Annotated in this window: 14 protein-coding genes; all 14 read left to right on the plus strand. The window is 63.3% G+C overall.

The genetic code is table 11. The features are described from left to right. Positions 1-8 precede the first annotated feature (8 nt). The 14 genes from nuoF to H2509_RS05180 all read left to right on the plus strand — a co-directional run bounded on the left by nuoF (position 9) and on the right by H2509_RS05180 (position 14766). Complete coding sequence (gene nuoF / locus H2509_RS05115) at positions 9-1313, plus strand: NADH-quinone oxidoreductase subunit NuoF (protein WP_182162957.1); 1305 nt, start codon at positions 9-11, stop codon at positions 1311-1313. Positions 1314-1454: 141 nt separating this feature from the next. Beyond that, the gene (gene nuoG, locus H2509_RS05120) at positions 1455-3551 is read left to right on the plus strand and encodes an NADH-quinone oxidoreductase subunit NuoG (RefSeq protein ID WP_182162959.1); all 2097 of its coding nucleotides are present in this window, start codon (positions 1455-1457) and stop codon (positions 3549-3551) included. Between the two features lie 14 nt (positions 3552-3565). After that, positions 3566-4612: an NADH-quinone oxidoreductase subunit NuoH gene (gene nuoH / locus H2509_RS05125; protein WP_182162961.1), complete on the plus strand. Its 1047-nt coding sequence runs from the start codon at positions 3566-3568 to the stop codon at positions 4610-4612. 22 nt (positions 4613-4634) lie between these two features. After that, positions 4635-4871, plus strand: coding sequence for a hypothetical protein (locus H2509_RS05130; RefSeq protein ID WP_182162963.1), 237 nt, complete (start codon positions 4635-4637; stop codon positions 4869-4871). A 29-nt stretch (positions 4872-4900) separates the two neighbouring features. Next, positions 4901-5389: an NADH-quinone oxidoreductase subunit NuoI gene (gene nuoI, locus H2509_RS05135; RefSeq protein ID WP_182162965.1), complete on the plus strand. Its 489-nt coding sequence runs from the start codon at positions 4901-4903 to the stop codon at positions 5387-5389. Between the two features lie 133 nt (positions 5390-5522). Further along, entirely contained in the window at positions 5523-6137 is a 615-nt protein-coding gene (locus H2509_RS05140) for an NADH-quinone oxidoreductase subunit J (protein ID WP_182162967.1), read from the plus strand. Between the two features lie 96 nt (positions 6138-6233). Continuing rightward, the gene (gene nuoK, locus H2509_RS05145; protein WP_182162969.1) at positions 6234-6542 is read left to right on the plus strand and encodes an NADH-quinone oxidoreductase subunit NuoK; all 309 of its coding nucleotides are present in this window, start codon (positions 6234-6236) and stop codon (positions 6540-6542) included. An 8-nt stretch (positions 6543-6550) separates the two neighbouring features. After that, positions 6551-8512, plus strand: a complete 1962-nt coding sequence (nuoL, locus tag H2509_RS05150; protein WP_182162971.1) for an NADH-quinone oxidoreductase subunit L — start codon at positions 6551-6553, stop codon at positions 8510-8512. Further along, positions 8512-10020 carry an NADH-quinone oxidoreductase subunit M gene (locus tag H2509_RS05155; protein WP_182162973.1) on the plus strand — a complete coding sequence of 503 codons (1509 nt, stop codon included), beginning with the start codon at positions 8512-8514 and terminating at the stop codon, positions 10018-10020. The genes nuoL and H2509_RS05155 overlap by 1 nt, the downstream gene beginning before the upstream one ends. A gap of 23 nt (positions 10021-10043) precedes the next feature. Next, complete coding sequence (gene nuoN / locus H2509_RS05160; RefSeq protein WP_209001802.1) at positions 10044-11477, plus strand: NADH-quinone oxidoreductase subunit NuoN; 1434 nt, start codon at positions 10044-10046, stop codon at positions 11475-11477. Positions 11478-11509: 32 nt separating this feature from the next. After that, positions 11510-12250 (plus strand): biotin--[acetyl-CoA-carboxylase] ligase, encoded by a 741-nt coding sequence (locus tag H2509_RS05165; protein WP_209001803.1) that lies wholly within the window; start codon positions 11510-11512, stop codon positions 12248-12250. Positions 12251-12301: 51 nt separating this feature from the next. Further along, entirely contained in the window at positions 12302-13969 is a 1668-nt protein-coding gene (locus H2509_RS05170; protein ID WP_182162977.1) for a ribonuclease J, read from the plus strand. Positions 13970-14078: 109 nt separating this feature from the next. After that, complete coding sequence (mce, locus tag H2509_RS05175; protein WP_182162979.1) at positions 14079-14483, plus strand: methylmalonyl-CoA epimerase; 405 nt, start codon at positions 14079-14081, stop codon at positions 14481-14483. Positions 14484-14514: 31 nt separating this feature from the next. After that, positions 14515-14766 carry a DUF1467 family protein gene (locus H2509_RS05180; RefSeq protein WP_182162981.1) on the plus strand — a complete coding sequence of 84 codons (252 nt, stop codon included), beginning with the start codon at positions 14515-14517 and terminating at the stop codon, positions 14764-14766. The last annotated feature ends 89 nt before the right edge of the window (positions 14767-14855 follow it).

Below are 14855 nucleotides of genomic sequence, written 5' to 3' on the forward strand. Positions count from 1 at the left end.
TTGGCGACATGCTGAAGGATCAGGATCGCATCTTCACCAATATTTACGGTTTGCACGACTGGGGGCTTGAGGGCGCTCGGCAGCGTGGCCAGTGGGACGGCACCAAGGCCCTTCTCGACAACGGCCGCGACTGGATCGTCGAGCAGATGAAGGCATCCGGGCTGCGCGGTCGCGGCGGCGCCGGTTTCCCCACCGGCCTGAAGTGGTCCTTCATGCCCAAGGAAAGCGACGGGCGCCCGGCCTATCTCGTCGTCAATGCCGACGAGTCCGAGCCCGGCACCTGCAAAGACCGCGAGATCCTGCGCCACGATCCGCATACGCTGGTGGAAGGCTGCCTGGTCGCCGGTTTCGCGATGGGCGCAATCGCAGCCTATATTTACGTGCGAGGCGAGTTCATCCGCGAACGCGAGCGGTTGCAGGCGGCCATCGACCAGGCCTATGAAGCGCGCCTGATCGGCAAGAACAACATTCACGGCTACGACTTCGACATCTACGTGCACCACGGTGCCGGCGCCTATATCTGCGGCGAGGAAACGGCGCTGCTGGAGAGCCTGGAAGGCAAGAAGGGTCAGCCGCGCCTGAAGCCTCCGTTCCCGGCCAATGTTGGCCTCTATGGCTGCCCGACCACGGTAAACAACGTGGAGTCCATCGCCGTGGCGCCGACGATCCTGCGTCGTGGCGCCGCGTGGTTCTCCGGTCTCGGCAAGCCGAACAACACCGGCACCAAGCTCTTCTGCGTTTCCGGCCACGTGAACAAGCCCTGCACGGTGGAAGAGGAGATGGGCATCTCCTTCCGCGAGCTGATCGACCGGCATTGCGGCGGCATTCGCGGCGGTTGGGACAACCTGATGGCCGTCATTCCCGGCGGTTCTTCGGTGCCCTGCGTGAAGGCGGAAGATATCGCCGACTGCGACATGGATTTCGACAGCCTGCGCGCGCTCGGCTCGGGTCTCGGCACGGCCGCGGTGATCGTGATGGACAAGTCCACCGACATCATCAAGGCGATCGCCCGGCTCAGCTACTTCTACAAGCACGAAAGCTGCGGCCAGTGCACGCCTTGCCGCGAGGGCACGGGCTGGATGTGGCGGGTGATGGAACGCATGGTCAAAGGCAATGCGTCGCGCGAAGAGATCGACATGCTCTTCCAGGTCACCAAGCAGGTGGAAGGCCACACGATCTGCGCCCTCGGCGATGCCGCCGCGTGGCCGATCCAGGGCCTCATCCGCCATTTCCGCCCGGTGATCGAAGAGCGGATCGACCAGTACACCGCCAAGTCGCGGAAGCCGGCCGCAGCGCTCGCTGCAGCGGAATAGGAAGCGGTTCCGGGCCGCATCCAGCCATTGGGCCGAAGGTGAGCCCGATAGGAAGCGCCCGGGGAAATGTTTTGGAACGCCGACAGGCCTGACGGGCGACAAGCCGCAGGCCGGGACGTTTCGGGAGTTCGGAGATTGCCGATGCGCAAGATTCTCGTCGACGGTAAGGAGGTCGAAGTTCCGGCCGAATTCACGCTGCTTCAGGCGTGCGAGGAAGCCGGTGCGGAGATCCCGCGGTTCTGCTTCCATGACCGGCTGTCGATCGCCGGCAATTGCCGCATGTGCCTGGTGGAAGTGAAGGGTGGACCTCCCAAGCCCGTTGCCTCCTGCGCCATGAACGTGCGCGACCTTCGCCCCGGTCCGAACGGCGAGCCGCCGGAAGTCTTCACTAAGACACCGATGGTGAAGAAGGCCCGCGAGGGCGTGATGGAATTCCTGCTGATCAACCATCCGCTGGATTGCCCGATCTGCGATCAGGGCGGCGAATGCGACCTGCAGGACCAGGCCATGGCCTACGGCGTCGACGCGTCGCGCTACCAGGAGAACAAGCGCGCGGTCGAGGACAAGTATATCGGCCCGCTGGTGAAGACGATCATGACGCGCTGCATCCACTGCACGCGCTGCGTCCGTTTCACCACCGAGGTCTGCGGCGTGTCCGATCTCGGCCTGATCGGCCGCGGCGAGGATGCCGAGATCACCTCCTATCTGGAAAAGGCGCTGACCTCGGAGATGCAGGGCAATGTGGTCGACCTGTGCCCGGTCGGCGCGCTGACCGCCAGGCCCTATGCCTTCCACGCCCGTCCGTGGGAACTGAAGAAGACCGAAGCCATCGACGTGATGGACGCGCTCGGCTCCGCGGTCCGCGTCGACACGCGCGGCCGCGAGGTGATGCGCATCCTGCCGCGCCTGAACGAGGCGGTGAACGAGGAGTGGATCTCCGACAAGACCCGCTACATCTGGGACGGACTGAAGGCGCAGCGTCTCGACCGGCCGTATATCCGGCGCGAAGGCAGGCTGCAGCCCGCGTCCTGGAACGAAGCCTTTGCCGCGATTGCCGGCAAGGTGAGCGCGGCCGGCGGCAGCAAGGTGGCGGCTCTTGCCGGCGACCTCGCCAGCGTCGAAGAAGTCTTCGCGCTAAAAAGCCTGATGGCGTCGCTCGGTTCCGCACATATCGACTGCCGCCAGGACGGCGCCGCGCTTGACCCCGATCTCGGCCGCGCGTCCTATATCTTCAACGCCACGGTGCAGGGCATCGAAGACGCCGACGCGGTTCTGATCATCGGCTCCAACCCGCGCATCGAAGCGCCGGTGCTGAACTCGCGCATCCGCAAGCGCATGCGCATGGGACCTCTGCCGGTCGGCCTGATCGGCGAGGCGGCGGAACTGACCTATCCCGCTACGTATCTGGGCGCCGGGACGGAGACGCTGATGGAAATCGCCTCCGGGAAGCATCCGTTCGCCGAGGTGCTGAAGAAGGCAGAGCGTCCGCTCATCATCGTCGGTCAGGGCGCCTTGATGCGTGAGGACGGTAGGGCGGTTCTTTCGACGGCCGCAAAGCTGGCGCTCGAGGTTGGCGCGGTGAGCGAGGGCTGGAACGGTTTTTCGGTGCTGCACACGGCAGCCGCCCGGGTTGGCGCGCTCGATGTCGGCTTCCTGCCGGGCGAGGGCGGTCTCGATACGGCCGGAATCCAGGATGCGGCGCAGAAGGGCGAAATCGAGGTGGTGTTCCTGCTGGGCGCCGACGAACTCGACATGGCCGCCTTCGGCAGCGCCTTCGTGGTTTATGTCGGTACGCATGGCGACCGTGGCGCGCACCGCGCGGACGTGATCTTGCCGGGCGCTGCCTACACGGAGAAATCCGGCACTTGGGTCAACACCGAAGGCCGGGTGCAGATGGGCGACCGCGCCGGCTTTCCTCCGGGCGACGCCCGCGAGGACTGGGCGATCCTGCGCGCCCTCTCAGCGGCGCTCGGCAAGCCGCTTGCCTTTGATTCTCTTGGCGAATTGCGGGCAGCGCTCTACGAAGCGCATCCGCACATGGCCGAAATCGATGTAATCGCCGAATTCGGCAAGGAAGGCGTGGAAAACGCCGCCAGGCTTGGCGGAAGCCTCGACAAAGCGGCTTTCGCCAACGCATTCAGCGACTTCTATCTCACCAACCCGATTGCCCGCGCGTCCGCGGTGATGGCCGAATGTTCGGCCCTCGCCAAGGCTCGCGCGGCCGAAGCAGCCGAGTAAGGGGCAGGGCGATCATGGCTGAACTGTGGGCGGACTATCTTCTTCCGCTGATCATCATGGTGGCGCAGAGCGTGCTGCTGCTCGTCGTGCTGCTGGTCGGGATTGCCTATATCCTCTATGCCGACCGCAAGATCTGGGCGGCGGTGCAGATCCGTCGTGGCCCGAACGTCGTCGGACCCTGGGGGTTGCTGCAATCCTTCGCCGACCTGCTGAAATTCGTGCTGAAGGAGCCGGTGATTCCGGCGAGCGCCAACAAGGGCCTGTTCCTCCTTGCACCGCTCGTCACCGTGATGCTGTCGTTGGCGGCCTGGGCAGTGGTGCCGGTTGCCGAGGGCTGGGTGATAGGCGATATCAATGTCGGCATCCTCTACATCTTCGCGATCTCGTCGCTTGGCGTTTACGGCATCATCATCGGCGGCTGGGCGTCGAACTCGAAATACCCGTTCCTGTCAGCCTTGCGTTCGGCGGCGCAGATGGTCTCCTACGAGGTGTCGATCGGCTTCGTCATCGTGACTGTGCTGTTGTGCGCCGGTTCGCTGAACCTGTCGGAGATCGTGCTTGCGCAGAAAAACGGCCTTGCCAGCGCTATCGGCCTGCCGTGGCTTTCGATCCTGAACTGGTACTGGCTGCCGCTCTTCCCGATGTTCGTGGTGTTCTTCGTCTCGGCTCTGGCCGAAACGAACCGTCCGCCCTTCGATCTGGCCGAGGCCGAATCGGAACTCGTTGCCGGATTCATGGTCGAATACGGCTCCACGCCTTACATGATGTTCATGTTGGGAGAGTATGTCGCGATCGCGCTGATGTGCGCGCTGACGACGATCCTCTTCCTTGGCGGCTGGCTGCCGCCGCTGGATATTGCGCCCTTCAACTGGGTTCCGGGCGTCATCTGGTTCACGCTGAAGGTTCTGCTCGTCTTCTTCATGTTCGCCATGGTCAAGGCGATGGTACCTCGCTACCGCTACGACCAGCTGATGCGTCTGGGCTGGAAGGTGTTCCTGCCGCTGTCGCTCGCCATGGTGTTCATCGTCGCAGCGGTCCTGATGGCGATGGGCTGGGCCTGACGGGATAAGGGAGCGCCGGACCATGCCGATATCGCTCGCCGGCCTGATCGGGGCGGCAATCGGGCTCTATATCGGCTGGCTCGACTACAAGATCCTCACTGGCGTCCTCAGGGCGCAGGTCGAGAAACGGAAGCAGAAGACGGGCAACGGCGGCTTTCTCGAACGCTTCGAGGAGCCGGTCCGGGTGCTGGTCATGGGTTTGACGGTCATCGGGTTTCCGGTGATCGGCTATATCGCGGCCCGCCAGTTGGCGGGCTGAGAGAAACGCGAGAGAGAGGCTTCAGGGCCATGGGACTGCAACAGGCCGTCAATTCGCTCTTTCTGAAGGAGTTCGTGTCGGCGTTCTTCCTCGCCATGCGGTATTTCTTCAAGCCGAAGCCGACGATCAACTACCCCTTCGAGAAGGGGCCGGTGAGCCCGCGGTTCCGCGGCGAACACGCTCTGCGCCGTTATCCGAACGGCGAGGAGCGCTGCATCGCCTGCAAACTGTGCGAGGCGATCTGCCCGGCTCAGGCAATCACCATCGAGGCCGGTCCGCGCCGTAACGACGGCACCCGGCGCACGACCCGCTACGATATCGACATGGTGAAGTGCATCTATTGCGGCTTCTGCCAGGAGGCCTGCCCCGTCGATGCGGTGGTCGAGGGACCGAATTTCGAGTTCGCGACGGAGACCCGTGAAGAACTCTACTACAGCAAGGAAAAGCTTCTCGAGAACGGCGATCGCTGGGAACGGGAAATCGCACGCAACATCGCCATGGACGCTCCCTATCGCTGACAAGCGGCGGCCGGCCGGCGGACCTTAAGGGGTTGGCCAGCGTGGCGGAGAACTGTGCGCGCAATATTTGAAACGGCCCTGCCGCCCGGTCCGGGTGGTGCCTTGAAGGAAAGCGACGGGAGCAAACGGAGACATGGTTCTGCAAGCCGTCTTCTTTTACATTTTTGCCGGCATCTGCGTGGCATCGGCCGTCATGGTCATTGCCTCGCGCAATCCCGTGCATTCGGTTCTGTTCCTGATCCTCGCGTTCTTCAACGCAGCGGGTCTGTTCATCCTGCTTGGGGCCGAGTTCCTCGCCATGCTGCTCGTCGTCGTCTATGTCGGCGCGGTGATGGTGCTCTTCCTCTTTGTCGTGATGATGCTGGACGTGGACTTCGTCGAACTCAGGCAGGGCTTCCTGCAGTATCTGCCGGTCGGTGCGCTGGTCGGCATCATTCTGCTGGTGGAACTGCTGCTCGGGCTGGGCGCATGGGTGATCGGCCCGGAAGTGACCGCGCAGGTCGCCACGCCGACGCCCGCGCTCTCCGAGGCCTCCAACATCCAGGCGTTGGGCGAGGTGATCTACACCCGCTACGTCTACTTCTTCCAGGTAGCCGGTCTCGTGCTTCTGGTCGCCATGGTCGGCGCCATCGTGCTGACGCTGCGCCATAAGGAAGGCGTGCGCCGACAGGATGTCTCGGCCCAGGTTGCCCGCAACAAGGCGACGGCGATCGAGGTGCGCAAGGTGGAAACTGGCAAGGGTATCTGACGCGAGGCTTCGCGTCGGCGGAATTGAAATCGAGCGGGGCACCGGTCTGACGGTGTCCCGTCTTCACAGGGAACGGGGAGCACGCGGAGCGCGCCCATGACAATCGGTCTATCTCATTACCTGACGGTGGCGGCGATCCTGTTCACGATCGGGATTTTCGGCATCTTCCTGAACCGGAAGAACGTGATCGTCATTCTGATGTCGATCGAGCTGCTGCTGCTGGCCGTCAATATCAACCTCGTCGCGTTCTCCTCCTACCTCGGCGACCTCGTCGGGCAGGTCTTCGCATTGCTGGTGCTGACCGTGGCCGCTGCCGAGGCGGCGATCGGGCTTGCAATTCTCGTCGCTTTCTATCGCAACCGCGGCTCCATTGCCGTGGAAGACGTCAACATGATGAAAGGCTGAGGGCGCGCATGTACTCCGCGATCGTCTTTCTCCCCCTTATCGGCTTCCTGATCGCCGGCCTTTTCGGCCGCTATATCGGGGCCAAGGCGTCCGAATACATTACTTCGGGCTTGCTGATCATCGCCGCGCTCCTGTCGTGGATCGCCTTCTTCAGTGTGGGTTTCGGCGAGACCGAGCTGATTCGCATAACCGTGCTGCGCTGGATCACCTCCGGCGCGCTGGATGTCGACTGGTCGATCCGCGTCGACACGCTGACGGTGGTGATGCTGGTCGTGGTCAACACGGTATCGGCGCTGGTGCATGTCTATTCCATCGGCTACATGCACCACGATCCGCATCGGCCGCGCTTCTTCGCCTATCTGTCGCTGTTCACCTTCGCCATGCTGACGCTGGTGACGGCCGATAACCTGCTACAGATGTTCTTCGGCTGGGAAGGCGTGGGCCTCGCGTCCTACCTGCTGATCGGCTTCTGGTATCACAAGCCTTCGGCCAATGCGGCGGCCATCAAGGCATTCGTCGTCAACCGCGTCGGCGATTTCGGTTTCGCCCTCGGCATTTTCGGCGTCTTCTATCTCTTCGATTCCATCAATTTCGAGACGATCTTCGCCAACGCGCAGGCACTGGCCGAAGGGCAGGGCGCGCAGGAGATGGTGTTCCTCGGCTACCATCTTGAAGCGGAATCCGCGCTGACCGCCGTCTGCCTGCTGCTCTTCATGGGTGCCATGGGCAAGTCGGCGCAGTTCCTGTTGCACACCTGGCTTCCCGACGCCATGGAGGGCCCGACGCCGGTCTCCGCGCTCATCCATGCGGCGACGATGGTGACCGCCGGCGTGTTCATGGTCGCGCGCCTGTCGCCGCTCTTCGAGCTATCGCACACGGCGCTGACGGTCGTTACGTTCTTTGGCGCGACCACGGCCTTCTTCGCGGCCACCGTCGGTCTGGTGCAGAACGACATCAAGCGCGTTATCGCCTATTCGACCTGTTCGCAGCTCGGCTACATGTTCGTGGCGCTCGGCGTGGGCGCCTATTCGGTCGGTATCTTTCACCTGTTCACGCATGCCTTTTTCAAGGCGCTGCTGTTCCTCGGCGCGGGATCGGTGATCCACGCCGTCTCCAACGAGCAGGACATGCGCAAGATGGGCGGGCTGCGCAAGCATATCCCGATCACCTACTGGACGATGATGATCGGTACGCTTGCGCTGACCGGCTTCCCGCTGACGGCAGGCTTCTTCTCAAAGGACGCCATCATCGAGGCGGCTTATGCCGGCCACAACGACTTCGCGCTCTACGGCTTCTGGCTGACAGTTGCCGCCGCGGCGCTGACCTCGTTCTACTCCTGGCGCCTGACCTTCATGACCTTCCACGGCAAGCCTCGCGCTTCCGTCGATGTGATGAAGCACGTGCATGAATCACCACTCGTCATGACGGTGCCGCTCATGCTGCTTGCGGTCGGGGCGATCGCTGCCGGCTTCACCTTCTCGGGTCAATTCATCGGCCATGCCTATGAGGAGTTCTGGAAAGGCTCGCTGTTCGTCTCGGCGGAAAACCACATCCTGCACGACATGCACGAAGTGCCGCTGTGGGTGAAGCTCACGGCCACGGTGATGATGGCCGGTGGCCTTGCGGTTGCCTGGTACTTCTACATCCGCTCGCCGGAGACGCCGCGCGCACTGGCTGCGCGTCATGACGGACTGTACCGCTTCCTTCTCAACAAGTGGTACTTCGACGAGCTCTATGACGCGATCTTCGTCCGCTCTGCAATGTGGGTCGGCCGCCAGCTCTGGAAGAAGGGCGACGGCGCGATCATCGACGGCTTCGGTCCGGACGGCGTGTCCGCCCGCGTGCAGAACGTAACGACTTGGGTCGTGCGTCTGCAGACGGGCTACGTCTATCACTATGCCTTCGCCATGCTCATCGGCGTTGCCGCACTTGTCACCTGGTCCATGTTCTCCGGCGGGGGTGCTCATTAATGAGCTGGCCTATTCTCAGCACCATCACCTTCATTCCGCTTGTCGGCGTATTCTTCATCCTGCTGGTTCGCGGCGATGACGAAAGCGCGAGGCAGAACATCCGCTGGGTGTCCCTTATTACGACCGGCTTCACCTTCCTCGCGTCGCTGTTCATCTGGGCGAATTTCGACTACCAGACGGCCGGCTTCCAGTTCGAGGAACGGTGGGACTGGCTCGGCGGCAATATCTCCTACCGCATGGGCGTCGACGGCATCTCCATGCTGTTCGTCATCCTGACGACCTTCCTGATGCCCTTCTGCATCCTGGCGAGCTGGGTGAGCATCGAGCGGCGCGTCAAGGAATACATGATCGCCTTCCTGGTGCTGGAAACGCTGATGATCGGCGTGTTCTGCGCCCTCGATCTGGTGGTGTTCTACGTGTTCTTCGAAGCCGGCCTCATCCCGATGTTCCTGATCATCGGCATCTGGGGCGGCAAGCGCCGCGTCTATGCGAGCTACAAGTTCTTCCTCTACACGCTGCTTGGCTCCGTGCTGATGCTGATCGCCATCATGGCGATGTACTGGGACGCCGGTACGACCGACATTCCCACGCTGATGGCGCATTCCTTCCCGGCCAGCATGCAGACATGGCTGTGGCTTGCCTTCTTCGCCAGCTTCGCGGTGAAGATGCCGATGTGGCCGGTGCATACCTGGCTTCCGGACGCGCACGTGGAAGCGCCGACGGCCGGATCTGTGATTCTGGCGGCAATCCTGCTGAAGATGGGCGGTTACGGCTTCCTGCGCTTCTCGCTGCCGATGTTCCCGGTTGCCAGCGACCTGTTCGCGCCCTTCGTCTTCACCCTTTCGGTGGTGGCGATCGTCTACACGTCTCTGGTGGCGCTGGCGCAGGAAGACATCAAGAAGCTGATTGCCTATTCGTCGGTCGCCCATATGGGCTACGTGACGATGGGCATCTTCACGATGACCGAGCAGGGTATCCAGGGCGGCCTGTTCCAGATGCTGTCGCACGGCATCGTGTCGGGCGCGCTGTTCTTGTGCGTCGGCGTTATCTACGACCGCATGCATACCCGAGAGATCGCGGCCTATAGCGGCCTCGTGAACCGCATGCCGTTTTACGCGGTGGCCTTCCTCATCTTCACGTTGGCCAATGTCGGCCTGCCGGGGACGAGCGGTTTCGTCGGCGAGTTCCTGACGCTGCTCGGTGCCTTCGAGGTGAATACCTGGGTGGCGTTGATCGCGACTACTGGCGTGATCCTGTCTGCGGCCTACGCGCTTTACCTCTACAAGCGGGTAATCTTCGGTACGCTCGACAAGGAGAGCCTGAAGTCGATCCTCGACCTGTCGCTGCGCGAGAAGGTGATCCTGGTACCGCTGATCGTGCTGACGGTGTTCTTCGGCTTCTATCCGGCGCCGGTGCTTGATGTGACGCAGGCTTCGGTGGACGCGTTGATACAGAACTACCAGGCAGCCCTGACCGCTGCCGGCAAGACAGCATTGCTGGCGCATTAAGAGCCGGGGGCGAGAGACGAACGATGGTGACTGAACTTCCCGATTTGATGCCCGTGCTGCCGGAGTTGCTGCTGGCGGTGGGCGCTCTCTTCCTCCTGATGGTCGGCGTGTTCGGCGGCGAGCGCTCGACGCCGGTCGTCACCGGCATGTCGGTCGCGGTGCTGACGGTCGCGGCGGTCATGCTGATCGCGAGCCCGGGGGAGGGCGTCACCTTCGGCGGCGCCTTCCTGCAGGACGGCTTCTCACGTTACCTCAAGATCCTGACGTTGATCGGATCGGGCCTGGCGATCGCCATGTCGGTGGCCTATGCCCGCAACGAGCATTTCGAGCGCTTCGAATATCCGGTGCTGATCGTCCTCGCGACGCTCGGCATGCTCCTGATGCTGTCGGCCAACGACATGATCGCGCTTTATCTCGGCCTGGAGCTGCAGTCGCTGGCGCTCTACGTGGTCGCCTCGATCAACCGCGACAGTGTGCGTTCGACGGAAGCTGGCCTGAAGTATTTCGTGCTCGGCGCCCTGTCCTCCGGCATGCTGCTCTATGGCATGTCGCTGGTTTATGGCTTTACCGGCCAGACGGGCTTCGGTCCGATCGCCGCGGCACTGAGTGCGGAAGGCACGTCTCTCGGCCTGACCTTCGGCCTGGTGTTCATCCTTGCCGGTATCGCGTTCAAGATCTCGGCCGTTCCCTTCCACATGTGGACGCCTGATGTCTATGAGGGAGCGCCGACACCGGTCACGGCCTTCTTCGCCGCGGCACCGAAGATTGCGGCCATGGGCATGCTGACCCGCATCGTGATCGACGCCTTCCAGCCGGTCGGGTCCGACTGGCAGCAGATCGTCGTCTTCGTCGCGATCGCGTCCATGGCGCTTGGTGCGTTTGCCGCGATCGGACAGCGCAACATCAAGCGGCTGATGGCCTATTCCTCGATCAGCCACATGGGCTACGCGCTTGTCGGCCTTGCGGCCGGTTCGGAAACCGGCGTCGAGGGCGTGGTGGTCTACTTGACGGCCTATATGGCGATGACGCTCGGCGCCTTCGCCTGCATCCTCGCGATGCGGCGGAAGGAAGGCATGGTCGAGGAGATCGACGAACTGGCCGGCCTGTCTCGCAACAACCTGCCGATGGCGGTGCTGCTGGCGATCATCCTGTTCTCGCTGGCCGGCATTCCTCCCTTCGTCGGCTTCTTCGCCAAGTTCTATGTGTTCCGGGCGGCGGTAGAGGCCGGGCTCTATCCGCTGGCGGTGATCGGCGTACTGACTTCGGTGGTGGGTGCCTATTATTACCTGCGCATCGTCAAGGTGATGTTCTTCGACGATCCGGCGCAGAAGTTCCTGCCCATGCCGGGAGAGCTCAAGGTGGTGCTCGGCCTTTCGGGTGCCTTCGTGCTGTTCTTCTCCGTCTTTGCCGGCCCGGTGGTTGCCCTGGCCAGCGAAGCCGCGAAGACGCTGTTCTGAGCGCAATGATCTTCGACGGAAGCGTGCGCCCGGTGCCCAGTGCGCCGGGCTTTCGCTATCAGGCCTTCCCGTCCGTGGGCTCGACCAACGCGGTGGCGATGGACGCGGCACGTAGCGGGGACGCCGGGAAGCTCTGGGTAATCAGCCAGGAGCAGACGGCCGGGCGCGCACGCCGCGGCAGGGGCTGGTCCTCCGCGCGGGGCAATCTCTACGCTTCGCTGCTCCTGATGGAGCCGATGCCGGAGGAGCGGCTTGGCAACCTGCCGATGGTGGCGGCCATCGCACTGGCAGACGCGGTGGAGGCGGCCTGCGGCGTGCTTGGGCTGGTGAAGCTCAAGTGGCCGAACGACTTGCTGGTCGATGGACGCAAGATTTCCGGTATCCTGCTGGAGGCACTACCGCTGTCGGGCGAGCAGGGAGCCATCGTCTGCGGCTTCGGCGTCAATTGTGCCCACCATCCAGATCTCGGTCTCTATCCCGCCGGCGATCTTGCCATGTTCGGCTACCGCATTGCGCCGGAACATCTCTTCGCGCATTTGGCGAAATCTGTTGCGGGCCGTCTCGACCAATGGCGGGAGAACGATGGTTTTGCCGGAATTCGCAAGGATTGGCTTGCCCGGGCGTCCGGAATTGGCGAAAGGATTACCGTTCGTTACCCTGACAGGGAAATTGCCGGCGTCTTCCTCGGGATCGAACAGGATGGCCGCTTGCGGCTTCGCCTCGACAACGGGCTCGTCGAGCATGTCTCGGCGGGGGATGTGTTCTTCGGCTGAATGACCGGATAGGAGCGGCAGGGCGCCGACTCCTGCAGACAGGAGTATCGTATGGCGGGCGGCAGTGAGCTCGTTTTCGTCGCCCTCGGCGGCCTTGGCGAAATCGGCATGAACATGGGCCTGTACGGTTACGGGCCCGAGCACGACCGCCGCTGGCTGATGGTGGATTGCGGCGTCTCCTTCGCCGGCCCCGATCTGCCGGGCGTCGACGTGCTGATGCCCGATATCCGCTTCATCGAGGAAGAGCGTGACCGGCTCGACGGCATCGTCATCACCCATGCACACGAGGATCATTACGGCGCGCTGATCCATCTCTGGCCGAAGCTGAAGGCGCCGCTCTACATGACGCCCTTCGCCGCCGGTCTTCTGGAGGCGAAAAAGGAGAGCGAGTTCGGTGCCGAGCATCTGCCGGTCACCGTGGTCGAGCAGGGATCGCGTCACAGGATCGGCCCCTTTGATGTCGAGTTCGTGTCGCAGTCGCATTCCATTCCCGAGCCTTGCGCGCTGGCAATTCGCACGGATATCGGCACGGTTGTCCATTCGGGCGACTGGAAGATCGACCCGACGCCCGGGGTCGGCTTGCCTATCGACACCAAGCGGCTGAGCGAGATCGGCCGGGAAGGCGTGCGGGCGCTCATCTGCGACAGCACCAACGCAATCCGTGAGGGCGAAAGCCCGAGCGAGGCGGATGTGGCGCAGGAACTCGGCCGGATCATCCGCAAGGCGAAGTACCGCGTCGCCGTGACGACCTTCGCTTCCAACATCTCCCGCATCCGCAGCGTGGCACTGGCGGCCCGGGCGGCCGAGCGCGAGGTTGTGGTGATGGGTCGCTCCATGCGCCGCGTCATCGATGTGGCGACCGAGCTTGGCTACATGGACGGGCTGCCGCCGTTCCTCGACGAGGAAGCCTTCGGCTACCTGCCGCGCGACAAGGTGGTGGCGCTTCTGACCGGCAGCCAGGGCGAGGCGCGGGCGGCGATGGCCAGGGTGGCGGCGGGCGATCACCGCAACGTGGTGCTGTCGCGCCGCGATCAGGTGATCTTCTCCTCGCGCACCATTCCGGGCAACGAGAAGGCGGTCAACGCCATCATCAACCAGCTTGTGGAGCAAGGCATCGAAGTCATCACCGACCGTGATGGCCTGGTCCATGTCTCCGGCCATCCGCGCCGCGGCGAGCTGGTGCAGCTCTATGACCTGCTGAAGCCGGAAGCGCTGATCCCGGCCCATGGCGAGGCGCTGCATCTAGAAGCGCAGCGCCAACTAGCGCAAGAGCATGGCATCGGCGAAAGCCTGGTGGCGCGCAACGGCGACATGGTGCGCCTGGTGCCGGGCCCGGTGGAGATCGTCGACGAGGTGCCGGTGGGCCTCTCCGTGCGCGACGGTAATATTCTTGGCGATCCGGAAGAAACCGGCGTGCGCGAAAGGCGCAAGCTTTCCTTTGCGGGTGCTGTGGTCGTGACGCTGGCGGTCGACGGCAAGGGGATGCTGCTCGGCGAGCCGGAAGTGGCGCTTTTCGGCCTGCCGGATGCCGACGGGCGTGGCGATACGTTCGAGGAGATCGTCATCGATGCGGTGACCGGCGCGGTGGGGAGTATTCCCAAGGGCCGCCGCAGGGACAAGGACCTTGTGGCGGAGGCGGCAAGGCGCGCGGCGCGGGCTGCCGTGCAGGAGCGCTGGGGCAAGAAGCCCGTGACACGCGCGATCGTCTGGCGCGTCTGATCGAGGCGCGCCGCGAGGGCGAGGTGGCCTTATGGCCACTGGACGCAGCCGCGCCGGCGCGGCAGATATGGGCGGATCGAACTCAACCGCCGCCAGGGAGTGCTTATCGATGATCGGGCGCCTCAATCACGTAGCCATTGCCGTACCGGATCTCGAAAAGGCGTCGGCGACCTATCGCGACGTTCTCGGCGCGACCATTTCCGCGCCGCAGGCCGAGCCGGATCATGGTGTCACGGTGGTCTTCATCGAGCTGCCGAATACCAAGATCGAATTGCTGGAGCCGCTCGGCGAGAATTCTCCGATCCAGGCCTTCCTGGACCGCAGCCCCTCTGGCGGTATCCATCATGTCTGCTATGAGGTGGACGACATTCTCGCAGCCCGCGATCGGCTCAAAGAACAGGGCGCCCGGGTGCTCGGTTCCGGCGAACCGAAGATTGGCGCGCATGGCAAGCCGGTGCTCTTCCTTCACCCGAAGGACTTCAACGGTACGCTCGTGGAGCTGGAGCAGGCCTGACGGCGACAGAAAGCGAACAAAGGAACCGGTTTTGTCTCTGACCTCGGCACTCGCCATCTATTTCATCATCTGGTGGGTCGTGCTCTTCGCGGTGCTGCCGATCGGCGTGCGCACGCAGGAAGAACATGGCGAGGTCGTGCCGGGATCGGTTCCGAGCGCTCCGGCACACCCCCGTCTGCTGCAGAAGGCGATCATCACCACGATCGTCGCCGGCGTGGTCTTTGCAATCTTCTATTGGCTAAAGGAATATTCCGGCCTGACGCTGGACGACTTTCCGATCTGAGCGGTCTACCCTCACGAAACCTTGATTGAATTTACAGGGTGAGGGCAGCCCAAACGGCGAATTGACATACCAAACGGCAGGCACCGCCC

It is taken from the genome of Stappia albiluteola, assembly GCF_014050225.1.
Classification (GTDB): Bacteria; Pseudomonadota; Alphaproteobacteria; order Rhizobiales; family Stappiaceae; genus Hongsoonwoonella; species Hongsoonwoonella albiluteola.

Coding starts and splice junctions, on each gene's coding strand:
- H2509_RS05130 (WP_182162963.1), top strand. CDS start 4,635: ATGCCGATATCGCTCGCCGGCCTGATCGGGGCGGCAATCGGGCTCTAT.
- mce (WP_182162979.1), top strand. CDS start 14,079: ATGATCGGGCGCCTCAATCACGTAGCCATTGCCGTACCGGATCTCGAA.
- nuoF (WP_182162957.1), top strand. CDS start 9: ATGCTGAAGGATCAGGATCGCATCTTCACCAATATTTACGGTTTGCAC.
- H2509_RS05140 (WP_182162967.1), top strand. CDS start 5,523: ATGGTTCTGCAAGCCGTCTTCTTTTACATTTTTGCCGGCATCTGCGTG.
- nuoG (WP_182162959.1), top strand. CDS start 1,455: ATGCGCAAGATTCTCGTCGACGGTAAGGAGGTCGAAGTTCCGGCCGAA.
- nuoL (WP_182162971.1), top strand. CDS start 6,551: ATGTACTCCGCGATCGTCTTTCTCCCCCTTATCGGCTTCCTGATCGCC.
- nuoN (WP_209001802.1), top strand. CDS start 10,044: ATGGTGACTGAACTTCCCGATTTGATGCCCGTGCTGCCGGAGTTGCTG.
- H2509_RS05155 (WP_182162973.1), top strand. CDS start 8,512: ATGAGCTGGCCTATTCTCAGCACCATCACCTTCATTCCGCTTGTCGGC.
- nuoI (WP_182162965.1), top strand. CDS start 4,901: ATGGGACTGCAACAGGCCGTCAATTCGCTCTTTCTGAAGGAGTTCGTG.
- H2509_RS05170 (WP_182162977.1), top strand. CDS start 12,302: ATGGCGGGCGGCAGTGAGCTCGTTTTCGTCGCCCTCGGCGGCCTTGGC.
- nuoK (WP_182162969.1), top strand. CDS start 6,234: ATGACAATCGGTCTATCTCATTACCTGACGGTGGCGGCGATCCTGTTC.
- nuoH (WP_182162961.1), top strand. CDS start 3,566: ATGGCTGAACTGTGGGCGGACTATCTTCTTCCGCTGATCATCATGGTG.